This is a genomic window from Vibrio sp. ED002 (assembly GCF_023277445.1).
Classification (GTDB): domain Bacteria; phylum Pseudomonadota; class Gammaproteobacteria; order Enterobacterales; family Vibrionaceae; genus Vibrio; species Vibrio jasicida.
This window is the reverse complement of the sequence record NZ_CP080238.1, coordinates 3,629,767-3,645,534: the sequence shown is the minus strand read 5'-3', so window position 1 is coordinate 3,645,534 and position 15,768 is coordinate 3,629,767. Positions and strand designations below refer to the sequence as shown.

At 43.7% G+C, this 15,768-nt stretch carries 17 protein-coding genes and 1 pseudogene; 3 read left to right on the top strand and 15 right to left on the bottom strand.

Translation table 11 applies throughout. The features are described from left to right. Window positions 1-616 precede the first annotated feature (616 nt). The 3 genes and pseudogenes from ITG12_RS27800 to ITG12_RS16895 all read right to left on the bottom strand — a co-directional run bounded on the left by ITG12_RS27800 (window position 617) and on the right by ITG12_RS16895 (window position 2,415). Window positions 617-1,060, bottom strand: a complete 444-nt coding sequence (locus ITG12_RS27800; protein ID WP_349292936.1) for an ATP-dependent endonuclease — start codon at window positions 1,058-1,060, stop codon at window positions 617-619. Between the two features lie 162 nt (window positions 1,061-1,222). Continuing rightward, a pseudogene (locus ITG12_RS27795) lies at window positions 1,223-1,816 on the bottom strand (AAA family ATPase); the annotation flags it as partial. Window positions 1,817-1,839: 23 nt separating this feature from the next. Further along, a complete protein-coding gene (locus ITG12_RS16895) occupies window positions 1,840-2,415 on the bottom strand; it encodes an AAA family ATPase (RefSeq protein ID WP_248873280.1) in 576 nt (191 codons plus the stop codon). A gap of 362 nt (window positions 2,416-2,777) precedes the next feature. On the opposite strand from ITG12_RS16895, the gene ITG12_RS16890 reads away from it, so the two are divergent. Beyond that, entirely contained in the window at window positions 2,778-3,392 is a 615-nt protein-coding gene (locus tag ITG12_RS16890) for a 3'-5' exonuclease (protein WP_038880599.1), read from the top strand. A gap of 65 nt (window positions 3,393-3,457) precedes the next feature. On the opposite strand, the gene ITG12_RS16885 is transcribed toward ITG12_RS16890, so the two are convergent. The 8 genes from ITG12_RS16885 to ITG12_RS16850 form a co-directional block, all read right to left on the bottom strand. Beyond that, a complete protein-coding gene (locus ITG12_RS16885) occupies window positions 3,458-3,886 on the bottom strand; it encodes a CesT family type III secretion system chaperone (RefSeq protein WP_248873279.1) in 429 nt (142 codons plus the stop codon). Further along, complete coding sequence (locus tag ITG12_RS16880; protein WP_248873278.1) at window positions 3,886-4,869, bottom strand: YopT-type cysteine protease domain-containing protein; 984 nt, start codon at window positions 4,867-4,869, stop codon at window positions 3,886-3,888. Before ITG12_RS16880 ends, ITG12_RS16885 begins: the two co-directional genes overlap by 1 nt. Before the next feature lie 259 nt (window positions 4,870-5,128). Then, complete coding sequence (locus ITG12_RS16875) at window positions 5,129-5,821, bottom strand: ABC transporter ATP-binding protein (RefSeq protein WP_039975324.1); 693 nt, start codon at window positions 5,819-5,821, stop codon at window positions 5,129-5,131. A 22-nt stretch (window positions 5,822-5,843) separates the two neighbouring features. Continuing rightward, on the bottom strand, window positions 5,844-7,127 hold the full coding sequence (locus ITG12_RS16870) for an ABC transporter permease (protein WP_186175570.1): 1,284 nt from the start codon (window positions 7,125-7,127) through the stop codon (window positions 5,844-5,846). Window positions 7,128-7,129: 2 nt separating this feature from the next. Continuing rightward, the gene (locus ITG12_RS16865; protein ID WP_248873276.1) at window positions 7,130-8,359 is read right to left on the bottom strand and encodes an ABC transporter permease; all 1,230 of its coding nucleotides are present in this window, start codon (window positions 8,357-8,359) and stop codon (window positions 7,130-7,132) included. Next, window positions 8,356-9,627, bottom strand: coding sequence for a TolC family protein (locus tag ITG12_RS16860; RefSeq protein ID WP_248873275.1), 1,272 nt, complete (start codon window positions 9,625-9,627; stop codon window positions 8,356-8,358). The genes ITG12_RS16865 and ITG12_RS16860 overlap by 4 nt, the downstream gene beginning before the upstream one ends. Then, complete coding sequence (locus tag ITG12_RS16855) at window positions 9,620-10,756, bottom strand: efflux RND transporter periplasmic adaptor subunit (RefSeq protein WP_038870601.1); 1,137 nt, start codon at window positions 10,754-10,756, stop codon at window positions 9,620-9,622. Before ITG12_RS16855 ends, ITG12_RS16860 begins: the two co-directional genes overlap by 8 nt. 195 nt (window positions 10,757-10,951) lie before the next feature. Next, window positions 10,952-11,800 (bottom strand): MBL fold metallo-hydrolase, encoded by an 849-nt coding sequence (locus ITG12_RS16850; RefSeq protein WP_248873274.1) that lies wholly within the window; start codon window positions 11,798-11,800, stop codon window positions 10,952-10,954. 257 nt (window positions 11,801-12,057) lie between these two features. Between ITG12_RS16850 and ITG12_RS16845 the strand changes: the two genes are divergently transcribed. Further along, on the top strand, window positions 12,058-12,597 hold the full coding sequence (locus tag ITG12_RS16845) for a TetR/AcrR family transcriptional regulator (RefSeq protein ID WP_104037891.1): 540 nt from the start codon (window positions 12,058-12,060) through the stop codon (window positions 12,595-12,597). A 108-nt stretch (window positions 12,598-12,705) separates the two neighbouring features. Beyond that, window positions 12,706-13,215, top strand: a complete 510-nt coding sequence (locus tag ITG12_RS16840) for a GNAT family N-acetyltransferase (RefSeq protein WP_248873273.1) — start codon at window positions 12,706-12,708, stop codon at window positions 13,213-13,215. A 43-nt stretch (window positions 13,216-13,258) separates the two neighbouring features. Here the strand turns inward: ITG12_RS16840 and ITG12_RS16835 are convergent, their stop codons facing one another. The 4 genes from ITG12_RS16835 to ITG12_RS16820 form a co-directional block, all read right to left on the bottom strand. Continuing rightward, entirely contained in the window at window positions 13,259-13,783 is a 525-nt protein-coding gene (locus ITG12_RS16835; RefSeq protein ID WP_248873272.1) for a GNAT family protein, read from the bottom strand. Between the two features lie 46 nt (window positions 13,784-13,829). Continuing rightward, window positions 13,830-14,600, bottom strand: a complete 771-nt coding sequence (locus ITG12_RS16830; RefSeq protein WP_052478899.1) for a phospholipase A — start codon at window positions 14,598-14,600, stop codon at window positions 13,830-13,832. Between the two features lie 67 nt (window positions 14,601-14,667). Next, window positions 14,668-15,102, bottom strand: a complete 435-nt coding sequence (locus ITG12_RS16825) for a GNAT family N-acetyltransferase (RefSeq protein ID WP_248873271.1) — start codon at window positions 15,100-15,102, stop codon at window positions 14,668-14,670. A gap of 21 nt (window positions 15,103-15,123) precedes the next feature. After that, complete coding sequence (locus tag ITG12_RS16820; protein ID WP_045405764.1) at window positions 15,124-15,753, bottom strand: class I SAM-dependent methyltransferase; 630 nt, start codon at window positions 15,751-15,753, stop codon at window positions 15,124-15,126. Window positions 15,754-15,768: the final 15 nt, after the last annotated feature.

The window sequence follows — 15,768 nt, the reverse complement described above, 5'->3', positions numbered from 1 at the left end:
ATCGTTATAGTCGAATTCTGTATAGGTAACAAAGAACTTTTTTTTATTATTTCTATTTAGTTGTTTTAATTTTTAAAATCAGAATATATTTAATACTTCTTTTTAACGCATGTAAGTTTTACCAGATCCAGCTCTGCTTCCCTTGCAAAGACAAAGTCACTCATAGAGTCAATTTTTCTCTCATGATATAGTCCTTTGACAATTCTTTTTCATTTAGTTTTTTCTAAATTCCTCACAATAGATAGTTCCATTACGCACCCAATTATTCACATTTAGTTTAGACTTCATAGCTTCTGAATCATCCAATTATTAATGTATGATGGCATCTTAGGTCTTCTGAGTCTGAAGAGCATGTAGTATATGAGTGTATTAGTAAAGTCGCTTTTACTACTTCTTCGTCTGGGGTTTTTTTTCTGCCACTCATAGGGAGCTAATTTTATTTTTTCATAATCTAAATTCTAGATCTAACATACCCACTGACCGATTCATAAATTTTTGGCTTTAGCTCTATGAAGTTTTGTTTAAGATCTAGATTATCATCATGCGTTGAGAATAAAAGCCTCCCTCAAATACTCTGAAGAATAGTAATTATTATTAATCTCTATCTTTTCTGATATTATACAAGCTTAAATCTACCATTCTCTGACTCATAATAATCTAAAGCGGCAGGTAACTTAACAGGCTGTTTTTCATCTTTACTTGCAGTTTTTCCACAAATATAAGTTTTTATTACTTCATTTGTAGTTTCTCTGTCTACAAGAGAAGTGATTTGGGCAAAAGAACTGTTTTTACCTTCTCCTTTTTCTTCTGGTTTTCTTTTAATATCAATATCAGTTATAACTAAGCATGGTATCTCTATTTTATCGATTAAAGGTTTGTATATGTGGGCAAATGCTCCATTTATGTTAAATATACATATATAGTGCTTGCTCAACTCTTTTGCTTCGGAAATTATCAAGCTTAATATTTGCTCTTCTGTTATTCCTTCAACTAGTATCACTGCATCTGCAAAAAATATATCTGAAACTTTGAATTTGATATGTTTTTTTAAAAAATTCAAGTCGTCTTTTCTTGGTGTATTTTCTTTTTCCTCTACCGTTGAGTTTCCAATAATACTTGTATCACTTAATGGAATACTCTTTGTATTACCATTGCTTGAGCTAGTTAGGTAGTTGATGTTATCAAATGTGTTCGATGTATGGATTTTACTGTTTAATATATGAGAGGAATGTGTAGTCAATATTAGTTGACTATTAATTTCTTTTTTTGTCTTATCCAGCAAAAGATCAAGTGCATCGTCAATGTTCTTTATAAAAAGTTCTTGCATTTGAGGATGCATATAATTTTCTGGCTCTTCAACACAGATAATATTAACTTTATGGTGTATTTTTTCTAAGTCGTACTTTTCAACATAGTCGATCAACTGGCCAATGATCTTCATTAAGTTTTTATAGCCTAAACCAAATTGATCTTCAGGGATATAATTTCCATTCTCTTTAAATTCATAGTCTATGAGTTTACTAAACATCGATGCAAAATCTAGGTTAGATCTAAGGCTAACTTCCATATTGCTCTTATCAGTTATTGATCCAACTACATCGTTTACAGAACTATTATGCTCAGCTCCAACCATATCGGTAATATCTTTATTAATTTTGACAATACTGTCTTCAATAATCTCACGATTTTTCTTTCCTGCATCAATATTTAACTTGTATTTTACAATTTTATTGAAGACATCAGATAATGTTCTACTATTGTCATCTAGATTGGCATTTATGACCTTTACATCAATTAAATCACTTACCTTAAATTTGCTATCCGAAACCTCATTACCTTCTACATCATAGAATTTTTTACAAACTTAACGTCATTGCTAATTAATGAAATGAATTCTCTAAACTTCATTTCATCAGATAAAGTTTTCTCCTTGCATTTACTTATAAGACTATCTATTAAAGATACGTACTCTAGTTCCTCTTTCACTTCATACTTTATTTTAACTGCAATATGCTTATCTGAATCTTGTTTCTCAAAGTCATCTACATCGATAAAGTCGCTAATATTATTTATTGAAAATATATCAGGGTCTGCATCTAGTCCAATTTTCAACGTAAAGCTTATATAAGGTAACGTAATTTTTTTATCTCTTATAGATTCCTCGTTATAAGATTTTAATAATGTCCTTAAATAGTTGTAGTTGAACTTATTGCCTGACAATACTTCGTCGTTAACCACTTGCTTTAAAGCTGCTGTGATTGTCGTTTTACCAGCGTTATTTTTTCCGACGATAAGTGTTGTTGCATTTGATACTGATTTCGATTCAACGTCGTGGTAAGGGGTGACAAACTCTATTAAGTTGTCTTCGGAACCAAACTTCCTGTAATTTTCGATTTTAAGAGACTTTAGATACATGAACTGTTTTTACCTAACCTTTATGTACAAAAATTTCGCTAAAAGTAACTCATTCAAAAAATTTATTATGTGAAACAGATCTTATATAGCTTTATTTCTAAGCTATGGACTGCATACGCTTTCCTAGACAATTTTCATCAATTTTTTGCTTCGATTCATAAGCTAGTTAGAAGAGCTTTTGTTGGGTCAAACTCGAATCAACCGAATGTAATCGCGCATACGCGATATCCGTATTGGGGCATTTATATAAGTTACCCTAGTTTTAGATAGTCTTCCTACGCTCGACTAACACTTCCCACACCTTCCCTTTTCCACCACTTTCAACGATACTCTTGCGCCTTATTGTTCAGTTGGAAAACTTCATGCCTCAAGCTAACTCCGTTGTCGTACTCGACTTTGAAACCACAGGTCTGTCTCCGAATATGGGTGATCGCGCGATTGAAATCGGTGCGGTTAAGATCGTTGATGGTGAGGTGGTCGATAGTTTTCAGCAACTTATGAATCCTGGCTTTCGTGTGAGCTCATTTATTGAGGGTTACACAGGCATTACCAATAACATGCTGCGCACAGCGCCGAGCTGCGATGAAGTGATGGCATCGTTCAGTGAGTTTATTGCGGGTGAGAATCTTATCGCGCACAACGCGTCGTTCGATAAGCGATTTCTGGATGCGGAACTGGAGAGAATCGACTGCGGTTATTCTGGCGAGTTCGCGTGTTCTTTATTGGTAGCACGACGCCTGATTCAAGACGCGCCTTCACACAAGTTAGGTGAGTTGGTTCGTTATAAGAACATCGAAAACGACGGTGTATTCCACCGCGCGTTAGCCGATGCGCAGGTAACAGCAAAACTGTGGTTGCTGATGGTGGAAGAGCTTGAGCAATCGGGCATTGCCACGCCAAGCTTTAAGTTTATGCAGACGGTAAGTAAGACAGCGAAAGGAAAAGTGGACCAGCTACTGGCTAAAAGCCGCGCTTAACCCACAAACAAGTAACGCCCAATCATGCGGGCGTTACTTGTGCCATATAAATCTAGATCTAGGGTTTACACCGAGATCATATGAGGTCGGATATTGGTTGGCTCTGCGCTTGCTGGCGTTGGATCTACTCCAGAAATCGCCGCCTGCTTTTCAATAAGATCTTGAATAAAGCACTCCGTCCACGCCTCTAACGCTGCGACATTTAGCATCGCCATCGGTTGTTGCGACCATAGAACGGCGCTGTTTTCCTGATGCGACACAATGTGTGCAGGCCAGTATTCACCAAAGATATTGCTCTTCGCCAGCAGCTCCGATATCGGGTTTGCCTCACCAAGTTCTGCATACAATACCATCCACTCTTCATTCTGATGCGTGAAATGAAGTTGATACTTTTGGTCAATCAACAGGCTGTAGATACCATCTTGCGCGGTTGGGTTCTCTAGGCCGTTCTTTTCGAAAAAGTGTTTAACTAGGTGATCGAATGTGGTTGTCATTAGTGGTTAGCCTCCAAGTTGACGATGCTGAATTCTCCCGATAAGCCGAATTTCGGTAAGTCGTAGCCTGATTTGTGCCAGAAATCCTGAACAAACCAGCTGGTGAAATCTTCCTTTCTTGGGAAAGAAAACTCACCAAAGTTCGGGTCAAAGAAGGTCACTTTTTCCCCATCTACCGCGGCGGCAACGGCGTGTGCATTACTTGGACCTTCAAGGCCGATCTTCTTCAATAGTGATGTTTTAGGGCCGTTATCAACGATTTTCGCCGCAAGTTCTGCTGCACCATTTCGGCCACGGCTTGTTTGTCCATGCACACGTGATAATGCACCAAGTTCTCGGTAAGGCGATTCAATGTTGTTGCTTCTTAGCCAACCTTCTGTGATCGCTTCTTGGTCATAACCCACCATGCCATCGGTTTGCAATTGCGCGACAGACTGCATTGTCTCTTTGTTCAACTTCCCTTTGTCGCTTGCCGTTCCTGATTGAAATAGCTGTTCGCCAAGGTTAGAGCCTTCTGCTCGTGCCTTCATCCAGTGAGCGCTCAGTGCTTCACAACATCCGCCAGAAGTGTTGGTGTCTTTTAGGATGGCGTTTTTGATGCTGCCCGTTACCTGAGAGACTTGCATGCTTACTTCGCCGTTGTGTTTCGTTGCCGAGTTACGCAATGAAGCGGTTTTAGTGCTGACCAGCGCGTGCAAAATACGATCGCCCAGCGTTTGTACCGCTGTTTTGAAGTTTTGTAACTTTGAGCGAGACTCTGCGCTTTGTTCTGGTGTGGCGCTTTGCAGAGAAAACGAACTGATCGGTGCTGGGTTTGCGGTAGCACCGCTATTCATCTGTTGCAGCATAAAGTTGCGAATGGCATCTGGCGTCATTTGCGTGCTTGCACTCAAACCACCAAGTTGACCTTGGTTTTGTGGTTGGCTGACTGGTGCAGTGATGATTGGTCGACTGATAGGAGAGATATTAGTAATACCTTGCATAACTACCTGCTTTCTTTGTTTGTTTTTGTATGCAGCAAGGTTAACCAAAGCAATGAAGGTGGGCTGTTAGCCATGGTCGTTGTTTTGTTGATTTGATCAGAGTACTTCTTTAAAGAGATTTGGGGCGAGTGTATTTATGAGGCACAGAAATCGTTGAGGTGGCTCTGTTTAAATAGAGGGCAATGATGATTTTCGCGACCATCATTGCCCTTCGAGCTTTATTTCACTATGCGTTGAGTTTTAGCAAACATAGAAACGGTTACTGCGGCACTCTATCCGAAATCACCTTGCCGTCTTTGATGGTGATGATGCGCTTGGTGCGCTCTGCTAGGGCGTTATCGTGCGTCACGATGATCAAGGTTCTGCCTTCAGCGTGGAGTTGATTGAACAAGGCTTCAATCTCTGCGCCAGATTTCGAATCCAATGCACCAGTAGGTTCATCGGCTAGGATGATTTGTGGATCGTTGACCAAGGCTCTTGCAATTGCCACTCTCTGCTTTTGACCGCCAGAAAGCTGGTTTGGTTTGTGGTCGAGACGATCCCCTAGCCCGACTTGCTCTAGCAATTTAGCGGCACGCTGGCGACGTTCTTTGGCTTTAATGCCAGAGTAAACCAACGGCAGAGCCACGTTATCCAACGCTGTGGCGTATTCCAGCAAGTTAAAGCTTTGGAAGACAAAACCTATCTTTTGGTTACGAATACCGGCTAGCTCGTTCGGGCTTAAACTTGCGACGTTTTGACCACCTAATTGGTATTCGCCATCGGTTGGTTTGTCTAAGCAGCCAAGCATGTTCATCAAAGTCGATTTACCCGAACCAGAAGGGCCAAGAATGGAAAGAAATTCACCTTGGTTGATGGTTAAGTCGACGCCATCTAGAGCGCGCACTTCGGCCTCTCCGCTTGCGTAATATTTGCAAATGTTAGTCAGCTCAACCAACGGGGCGTTTGACATTTTCTCTCCAGAATTCTTTTTATTATTCACTTTGCAGCGCCTCCAACGGGCTCACTTTTGCTGCTCGATTAGCAGGTAACCAAGCAGATGCGACGCCAATAAACACCAAGGTGCTAATCACAATTGCAACGACTATCCAAGAGAGCTCAGGGACGGGTCTGCCAAGGCGTTCATAAAACATGTTGCCTTCTAAATTGATCGCACTAATTGCGCTAACAAGCGCGTAAGTCACTCCTAATCCCAATGCGCCACCTAACATCATGGTCATCAGCGATTGCACCAAATAGTGCAGACGAATCGCGGTTGGCGTAGCACCAACGGCCATGCGCACGCCGATGTCTCGGGTTGAACGCTTCACGGTTGCGTACATCACATTCGCAATCCCGACGCCCGCCACGGCAAGCGTGACAAAGCCAATGATGCCAAGAAAACTTTGTAGACCAACTAAGAACTGTTGCATGCTTTTCTGTTTAAGGAACATGTCTTCAACTTGGACGACTTGCTCGTCACTTACACTGGCACCATGTTTACGAGCAATCACCTGACGAATGGTCTCTGCGAGTTTTTCACGATCTGCATTAGCATTCGGCTCTACGTTGATACCGCCAATATCACCATTAGTATGAAAGCGTTGCCACGTGGCTAACGGCACAAAACTGGCGTAGTTAATTTGATCACCCTGTTCGATTTCAGCACTGTTTTTCTTCAACACGCCAATCACAGTAAACTCTTCACTGCCAATCTTGACCTTTTTACCCACTGGATCGGCTTGTAACGTCACAGGAGCAAACCAGCTGAAGTCTTCATTAGGATTAAACAGATCCGCGGCGAGTGAATAACCCAAGACAACCACCTTACGCATCTGCTTTTGGTCGAGCGGATTGAGCCAACGACCGCCATCCATTGGGATCAGATTGGTCATGGACGCAAAATCCGTCGTGACCGCTAAGGGTTCTTGCCATGAACCTCTATCGTCCACGGTGATACGCTCATCCCATACTGCGGTTGGCGCAACGCTTTTCACCTCTGGTAGGGCTTTAACGACATCGGTATCGTCGGCTTTTAAGGTTAGAAACTTACCTTGGTGGAACACACCATAATCGACAGTCGCCATGCCTCCGGTTAAGTAAATCAGATTACCGTTGCCATTTTGCGCGGTTCTCAATACGCCCTGACGAATGCCCTCGCCCACAGCCAGCATTGCGGCGATACACAAGGTCGCCCATGCCACAGCAAGAATGGTTAAACCCAAACGCAGCTTTTCTGCTGCCATTTCTTGAAAGATTTGTCTCATCGGTAGCAACATGATTACGCCCTCGCACTTAATGCAATTACGGGGGTGAGACGCGATGCTCGCCTTGCCGGGAAGTAAGACGCCAGCAACGCCAGAACCAGCGTAACTAACAGTGACCAGGCGATAGAGTCTGGCGTGATAACCGGAAAACCCAACCACTCCGGTAAGGTAATGGAGCCAAGCAATGCGACCACTAAATAAGCAACCATTAAGCCGAGAGCTGTACCGACCGCCACCAAAATGAGTCCTTCAAGGATGAACTGGTTGAGTATGGATTTTTGCGTTGCACCAATCGCCAAGCGCACGCCGATTTCTCGCGTTCGTTCTGTCACAGAGAGGAACATAATATTTGCGACACCAAGAGCGCCAACGGCCATGGTCATCGCACCGCTTGCCCCAAGGAAGATTTGAATGCCACGAAAAATACCCGTGATCACCGCTGCGCCCTCACTGAAGTCTGGCAAGTTAATCGCTTCTTTGTCGGTTGGGTCGAAGTGCAATTGCTTGGCATAAAAGTTAACAATGGCTTGTCGGAATGCGTTGCCATCCATACCTTCAACTGGCTTGAGTAGCAACATCCAAGGTTTGGCATCCCACAAATCAAGGTAGGTAGTTTGAGGGATGAAGACTTTACGGCTATCACCAAATGAAATGCCCGCATCTTCGTCTTTCATAATGCCGATCACCAAAAAGGGCACGCCATTAACTTTGGCCATTTGACCGATACTGATTTCACCCATTTTGGCAATTTGGTCGCCCAAAATCGCTACGCGAGTGTGATTGGCAATATCACTAGGCGACAGATTACGCGAACCCGACTCCAACTTGCGTTGAATCAATGAGAAATAGTACGGGTCTATGCCGCTAACAAAACTCGTTAGTTTTTGGCCTTTTTCATTGGTGATGTTTGCATCCCACTTGGTATACACACTGGATGCAGATTTCACAAAGCCAGATTGTTTGATCATATCGACTTTATCCTGCGGGATCTGAATCTGACGTCGTAAAGGTAATCCGTGCCAAGGTTTGCTGGTGCTCGATGGAAACGCGACTTGCACATTATTGACCATAAACGACAACTGCTGAGTTTGATGGCGATAAAAGCCCTCTCCCAGCGCAATCAAAACCACCACAGATATTACGCCCCACGCAATGGCAATGATGGCGAGCATGCTTTTCATGCGATGTGCCATCAGCGTTTGCCATGTTTGCTGCAATAAGGTTTGCTGCAATAAACTGGTCATGAATTAAACGCTCGAGAGATCAGTGCCATGGTGTCGTCATCTAACTTGCCTGCAGTTTGCAACAAGCCGATACGCTGACGCCAATAGTTGTACAAGTTGGTTTGTAGGCTGTTTTTCGCCTCAAACAAGCTGTTGTGTGCACTAATCACTTCTGATACTTCGAGCAAACCCGCATCATAAAGTTTCTCTTTGCTGCGCAGCACTTTCTCACGAGATGTAACCAATTCGTCCGCCATCAAAACTTGATTCCAGTTGATGTCGACTTGAGTAAACTGCTGGATCACGCGCTTTTGAATATCGATTTCCACTCGACGTAGATCTTGCTTTGCACTTAGGGTATTGAGTGACGCCTCATCGACTCTGGCTCGTGTTGCGCCGTTCAAATCAATGGGCACACTGAGTGTAATGCCTGCATTGAACTCGCCGTCTTTACGTCGGTCATCATCGTTGTAACCAACATTCCCTTTTAACGTTGGGTAATACCCACCTTGGGCAGAATCTTTTGCAAACTCGCTGGCTTTCACGTTTTGTGCGGCCACTAACAGCTCCGGGCTGCTGTCTTTTGCGAGCTTTAACCATTGCTCTTGAGAGTCCACCATCATTGGCGGTTGAACAAGGGAATCAGTACGAATTTGATCGACGTTTTGCGGGATTTGATTGATCAACGCAGCCAGTTCAGCTCGCTTCACTTCTAAGTCAGAACGCGCATTCAAGATACCTGCTCTGTCCGCAACTTGTGTTGCTCGAATCTCTTCGACATCCACCGATTTCACTTTACCCGCGAGATAACGCTTCTCGATGATCTTCAGCAGTTTGTTGCCTTCTTCCAACTTGGATTGCGCCAACTGCAAATCACCTTGTGCACTCGCAACATCCAAATACGATGAAAGCAATCTTTGTGCTAATTCATTATGTGATTGAGCCAGTTCAAGCTGAGCTTTGATGTAGTTGGCATTCGCTTGATCTAGATCCGACCACAAGCTGCTGTCCCAAATGGTTTGAGAAAGCGATGCCCCATAACTATTGGTATTGTCGGCAGATTCGCTCCAATTCGCTGATGCTGTCGCACTCAAACCGGGTAAGAGTGAACTACGGCTTGCATCGACACCCACTTCACCAAGTTGAACACCAATTTTGGCTTTCTCGTAATTTGGATCACTTTGCTTTGCCTGTTGCCACGCTTGTTCAATCGAAATTGCATAGCTTGGTATGCTGAGTGTTGCCGCTAATATCGCAACACCAATTTTAGATAAGTGCAGCTTAGCCATGTGCGGCTCCCATCATCATGCTGTTATCGATGATCTCTTCATCTAGCTCAACACCATCTAACACTTCTACATTGATGCCGTCCGACAAGCCTAGCTTCACTTCCTGTTTGTGGAAGCCTTGCTCTGAACTATCAGGGATCAATACGTTTGGCGTATCGCCATCAAATTGCAGCGCTCGTTCTGGCAAGGTTAATACGTTCTCAGATTTCTTCAGTGTGATTTGTGCCGTTGATGAAAAGCCCGAACGCAGCAATACTTCTTTCGGGATCTTCAGCTCACCCACTTCGACCTCAAATCCGTTATCGAAGCTTTTTGCAGAGGCATTGCCTTCAGGCGAATTTAGGTTTTCTGATTGAATCGCCACTTTGGTTAGCACACCAGAGATTTCCACATCAGGATACGGCGCCACGGTTAGTAGAACTGGCATACCCGGAGAAAGCTGCGCGGCATCATGCTCGCTCACGCTGCCTTTGAAGATCAGACTGTTCATGTCCGCCAGAGACATCATTTCTGTCGCGGCTTGGCTAGATTCAGTTGATATGATTGGCTCACCGACTTCGACTTTACGGTTTAATACTGTGCCATCAATTGGTGCGTAAATGGTTGAGGTTAAACGAGCGTCACCAATGGAAGCTTCACCGCTGCGAATTAATTCGAGGTTCTGGCGTTTTTGCAGTACGTTCGCTTGAGCCGATTTCACGGTTGAACGCGCACTAACGTATTCATCGTAATTCTTTGGAATGATGTCTTGCTTCACCAAGCTTTCTAGGTTGGCGAGCTTTTGTTTGGCTGATTCGAGGTCCGCTTCACTGCGCATTAAGTCTGTTGAAGCATCAGTAAGCGCTTGAGGCGTCGGGTTCGGACGAACCTTAATCAATGGTTGGCCTTGCTTGACCTTTTCACCGACCTGAACGTACATCTCGCCCACGATACCATCGATTTGTGACTTAATAGATACTGAGTGTGCAGGGACAATATTGCCGACTGCCACCGCTTGTTTCTCAATGGTTCCCTTTTCCACTGCCAACGTCGGAAACGCCTCTGGTTGAGCCGAAGATTGCAGATAGAAATACGCACCGCCGCCAAGTAATGCAACGCTCACAGCAGCGACAAGCCAAGTTTTTGCCATTATTGATTCCAATTATTGTTTTGTAGTCTTGTGACCATCTGATGAACATAAAGTTCTAAGGATACCGTGGTTTGAAGCCGCTAAAACTGTCATATTTGGTAAGGTTTTGTCAGGGCGCTTTGACAATAGGCAAGATGAATAGCTGAGATTGGAATTTGGCTCACTCACAATCATAAACGTTAACAGGGTCGATGATTAAACCTCAACACAACGACCCGTTGGCAAATGCTCCAGACGATCACCAAGCACTTCTTTCAGTAAATGATACGCCTTCATGCCCGTGCAATGGCCCGTGTAAAACTTCTCAACAGGGTATCTAGATAGCGCTATCCCTAATGCTTTGATGTCATCTTTAGTGCCGCCAATACCATTCAATACTGGTAAACCAACAAGGTGAAAGCCACCCACTACCGCTTTGATCCTGTCGTTTGGAAACAACTCAACGGCCGTTTCAATCATGTTCAATACTCCGCTGTGCGCACATCCCGTGAACACAACCAAGCCATCTTCTTCCTTGATCACCAAAAGTAACTCGTGTTCAAAAGCATCTTGCTCATAACCGCCGTCTTTCGATTGGGTATAGAGGTACTGATTTCCTTTGGGTTGTGAGTACTTGTCGCTGATCTTGGTAATCACATGAACATTTGGAGCAACTTGCGTCGTTTCGCTTACCTGCACTATGCGGTCATTGGTTGTGTCTAACAAAGCTTTGTCGATACCAACATCACTCTTGAAACCAAAAGCTCGAAAGTAGTAATCCTGTTCTCCACACGATTTTAAATAGACTTTGGCCACATTATTTTGCTCTAGAAAGTGAGAAGTACCGTTGCAATGGTCATGATGCCGATGAGAAATAACCGCGAGATCCACTTCTTGAATATCAATATTAAGTAAAGGCGCGTTGTCGCAAAACGTTCGCCCACTGCCCATATCAAACAACAGTTTGGTTCCTTCAGTGTCGATATGCAGCGATAAACCGCGCTCGACACAGAGATCGGTTCTGTGCTCAAGACGAGAATTATCAACGAGAGTGGTAACGATCATTGTGCCTCCTAATGGCGTTGAACCGCTTTAGTGGATGAGACAATAACGAGGTTTGATGCTTGTAGAAAAAAGTAATGGTAATTGTGTGATTAGACAGAGGTTTACAGTATCCGTTTTCTATCATGCTTGATTTTCACTTCGCTGCTAACACATCAATCAAGCGGTTTTGATCCTATTAATACTTGACGGAGGATCAAGAAACGCACTATCATTCGCAAAACTGACCAGTTGGTCAGTCAGTATATAGAGTGAGCACGATGGACAAACGACAACAGATCATTGAAGTTGCAACGCAGTTATTTGCGGAACATGGCTTTGAGAAAACGCCAGTCTCCACCATTTGTGAGAAGGCTGAGATTTCAAAAGGTTTGGTGTTTCATCACTTCAAAAATAAAAACGAGCTGTTGAGAGAAGTTTTTGTTCATATCACTCAGATCATTGAAGAAACGGATAAAAATGATGAGCATTTATCCAACGAAGAAGGTGGCATTGAAGCGATGATCCACTCGATCTTCGATGGCATGACGGTTCCTGAACATCGCAAGATTTACCAGTTCAACTTTAGTGTGATGGTTCACCCGACAACCAGAGCGATTGTTGTCGACCTGATAGACGAACGCTACCAAGGTTTACAGGCATCCACTGAAGAAGTCTTCCGCTCGCTGGGGCACGCGAACCCGGCAGTGGTGACAAAAATGTTCATCGCAGAGATAGACGGCATTGCCATGAACTACTTACTGAATGAGGACTTCCCTATCGAAGAAATCAGACAAGAGTTCATCAAAAAGTACTGTTAGAAATACCAAAAATCATGCACATATCGATGCGTGTTTTTTTTGACCAAACTAACTGACTGCACGGTCAGTCGGTACATCTATTAAATATAGAAAACGAAGGAGAAACCAATGAATACACCTTATCAAATTCAATACGAAGCGTTCGCAAAAGCAGGTGGACTATACGACGAGAGACACGCCAAACTCTATGCAGAATTTGCCGACAATCTTATTGCGGATGGTAGCTTTTCAATCGTCTACGAAGGCGTGGCACACGCATGCTATACCCCTATCGTAATTGACGCAGCACCACACCTAAAATGCTATGTACTTGCGCCACTAGCCGTACTACCTGAATACCAAGGTAAAGGCTACGCGACAAGATTGATGGAAGAAGCAGAAAAGCAGTTAGATGCTGACGTTATCTTTGTCATGGGAGAGCCGTTCCACTATGGAAACCGTTACAACACGCCGCACAATGTGTTGCCACCAGTAAGAACGCAGGCACCTTTGGAATGTTGGTTTGCACGTGAATTAACACCAGGCGCATTAGATGGTATCGGCGAATCAACCTCATCAGTCAAAGGCCCTTACGCAGAACCATTGATGTGGGATCATCCAGACGAACAGGTTCAATAACGCCTAAATAACAAAAGCCCAAAACACTTGTTTTGGGCTTTTGTTAATCTTCCAACCACATGTCTAGACAGTCTTGTGGATTGGGGCTGAGTGCAGGAAACACCGCATACTCTTTCAACACACCTTGTTTCTTAAATCCACATTTTTCGAGCACGCGAATACTGGCTTGATGGTCGATATGAGGCGCTGTATGAATCTGCTTGACTCCGACACTTTTCAGATACTCAATCCCGAGCTTACACGCCTGAGTCGTATACCCTTTACCTTGATAATTTCTAGAGATCCCAAAGTGAATTTCGCTATGACTGTTTTCAGGGATTAAGACTAAGCAACCAATGGGAACTTGAGTTGCGCTTTCTTCAATTGCGAGTACCAAAATACTAGGGACATCCAGCTCATATTGGGTTCGCCATCTATTGATAGCTTGTAACGTTTGACTTGAACTTTGATGCGCTTGTCGGTTTAGGTACAAACACGCTTGTTCATCACCAAGGTAGTTTTCAAACAAAGGAGCGGCATCTGTTTCTTCAAGGTACCTAATTGCCACATCTTGCGCTTCAACCCTCATTCACTTCCCTCTCGAACAAGTTTCTTTGGGTGTTAAAGGTTGGCCACTAAAAGTCGAACGCAAATCCGGCTCCATACGCACTTTCGTCGAAGTTGTAATTAGAGATTGTTAGGCCGTAACCTGTTTCTGCTTTCATGTAACCTCTTAGCCCTTGATAAACGGGGAAGTTCCAAGATGCGCGATAGAAACCCTTTTCCCAATCTTTTGTAAACACGTTGGATACCGTGAACTTTAGTTTGTGATCATTTTCAGAAATCCAAGCTGCTTCTAGCTCGCCATAACCAAGAAAGTCAACGATATCCGGGTTGTAATGGTTACTACCAACATCAAGCCACGTCTTAAAACGGACAAAGCCAGAGTCAAAGCGCCACTTGTTATCTAGGTATACGCGATTCCAACTGACTTCATCATTTCCACCCGCACCATTGGATTGATGCTCAAAACCAAGCGAAATGCGCCAAGGGTTTAAGTTCCAACGATAGAAGACGGCAGGATTATATTGGTCATCCCTAAAGTAAGCAGAATCATCGTATGCCTCCCAGTTAGAACGCTGGGTGTAAGAGACAAAAAGCCCATCATCACCAAAAACCAGTAACTTATATTTCATGCTGATTTGGAACTGAACCATGACATCTTTCGCATCATGACCGTTAGGATTAAGCGGAGCGAAGCGCTCTTGATTTACCTTTGATTCCGTATAGAAAGGCAATAAATAGTTGTCTTCATGAGCAGAGAAACGTCTCTCCTCTGCATAGACCTCTGTTACAAATATCGATGTAAAAGCAGCAAGTACGCATACTTCTTTACGGTTAAGCATCATCGTCCTTTTTATCTGTAAATCCATGAATTCAATATAGAAGATAATTAACAACTTATCTGTTGAATCAACCTATCTTGTCTTGATAAACATCAGGTTGCCATATCTGCATAAAGCTCTCGACAGGCTCAATGGGCTTAAAGCCGCACTGTTCATAAAGGCCGTGTGCATCACGCGTCGCAAGAATCATTCTACGTAGACCTTGAAGATCTGGGTGGGACACAATTTCAGAAACCAACCACTTACTAATGCCATTGCCGCGGTACTCAGAGAGCACGAAAACATCGGCGAGATAGGCGAACGTGGCTTTGTCAGTAATAAGGCGAGCAAACGCGACTTGTTGATTCGAATCAGTAAACACGCCGAAACAAAGAGAGTTTCGTATGGCTTTATCTAACGTTTCTCTCGGCACACCTTTCGCCCAATAGCTCTGTGAAATGAACTGATGGATGCAATCCAGATCCATCTCTTCAAAGACGGTGCTAATACGATATCCTTGCATGTTGCTCTCCGTGACAGTTAATTAACTTGGCTTTTTTAGCTCCAAGAGCAGGTAACGACATACATAGCCAGCACCTGATGTGTAACCAACGAGGTTTTCTAGTGATACGACTTCAAGCCCTGCGTTTTGGCTGAATTCACGGACTTCGCTCTCGGTGTAAGCGGTATGTACAACCGCGCCACTGTAGGTATTTCTTGGCAGGTCTTTTCCATCTGGGTCGTGACATTGGAAACTGATAAAACAGCGCCCGTCAGCATTGAGCTTGTTAGCAATGCATTGAAGTAACGACTGGGGTTTGGCAAGAAACTCCGTGAAACCAAGCGCGGTTATGATGTCGAAGGTTTGATTGAAAATTGGAGAGAAAGGTTGGTCGAGGTTATGAACACTGACGCTTTGATAGAGGTTTGTTTCGCGTGCTTTATCGACCATTTTGGATGAGATATCCAAGCCATGCAGAGTAACTTCTGGGTAATGAGTTTTGATAACTTCCCCGATGCTGCCTGTGGCACAAGCCAAATCAAGAGCAGAAACTTGTTGGAGATTAAGCGTTTTTAGCTTCCCATCTATCCAACGCGGACCAACATATTGGCTGTCTTCGATTAATTTCTGATACCGCTCAGATACTTCATCATACATTGTGGCAACGTCCATGATTCCTCCTTGATC

What these genes read in the sequence shown, in the direction of transcription:
- ITG12_RS16825 (WP_248873271.1), bottom strand. Translation starts at nt 15,102, where the DNA reads ATGCAAGGATATCGTATTAGCACCGTCTTTGAAGAGATGGATCTGGAT.
- ITG12_RS16880 (WP_248873278.1), bottom strand. Translation starts at nt 4,869, where the DNA reads ATGCAAGGTATTACTAATATCTCTCCTATCAGTCGACCAATCATCACT.
- ITG12_RS16860 (WP_248873275.1), bottom strand. Translation starts at nt 9,627, where the DNA reads ATGGCTAAGCTGCACTTATCTAAAATTGGTGTTGCGATATTAGCGGCA.
- ITG12_RS16830 (WP_052478899.1), bottom strand. Translation starts at nt 14,600, where the DNA reads ATGCTTAACCGTAAAGAAGTATGCGTACTTGCTGCTTTTACATCGATA.
- ITG12_RS16835 (WP_248873272.1), bottom strand. Translation starts at nt 13,783, where the DNA reads ATGAGGGTTGAAGCGCAAGATGTGGCAATTAGGTACCTTGAAGAAACA.
- ITG12_RS16885 (WP_248873279.1), bottom strand. Translation starts at nt 3,886, where the DNA reads ATGACAACCACATTCGATCACCTAGTTAAACACTTTTTCGAAAAGAAC.
- ITG12_RS16895 (WP_248873280.1), bottom strand. Translation starts at nt 2,415, where the DNA reads ATGTATCTAAAGTCTCTTAAAATCGAAAATTACAGGAAGTTTGGTTCC.
- ITG12_RS16845 (WP_104037891.1), top strand. Translation starts at nt 12,058, where the DNA reads ATGGACAAACGACAACAGATCATTGAAGTTGCAACGCAGTTATTTGCG.
- ITG12_RS16890 (WP_038880599.1), top strand. Translation starts at nt 2,778, where the DNA reads ATGCCTCAAGCTAACTCCGTTGTCGTACTCGACTTTGAAACCACAGGT.
- ITG12_RS16820 (WP_045405764.1), bottom strand. Translation starts at nt 15,753, where the DNA reads ATGGACGTTGCCACAATGTATGATGAAGTATCTGAGCGGTATCAGAAA.
- ITG12_RS16855 (WP_038870601.1), bottom strand. Translation starts at nt 10,756, where the DNA reads ATGGCAAAAACTTGGCTTGTCGCTGCTGTGAGCGTTGCATTACTTGGC.
- ITG12_RS16850 (WP_248873274.1), bottom strand. Translation starts at nt 11,800, where the DNA reads ATGATCGTTACCACTCTCGTTGATAATTCTCGTCTTGAGCACAGAACC.
- ITG12_RS16840 (WP_248873273.1), top strand. Translation starts at nt 12,706, where the DNA reads ATGAATACACCTTATCAAATTCAATACGAAGCGTTCGCAAAAGCAGGT.
- ITG12_RS16875 (WP_039975324.1), bottom strand. Translation starts at nt 5,821, where the DNA reads ATGTCAAACGCCCCGTTGGTTGAGCTGACTAACATTTGCAAATATTAC.
- ITG12_RS16865 (WP_248873276.1), bottom strand. Translation starts at nt 8,359, where the DNA reads ATGACCAGTTTATTGCAGCAAACCTTATTGCAGCAAACATGGCAAACG.
- ITG12_RS16870 (WP_186175570.1), bottom strand. Translation starts at nt 7,127, where the DNA reads ATGTTGCTACCGATGAGACAAATCTTTCAAGAAATGGCAGCAGAAAAG.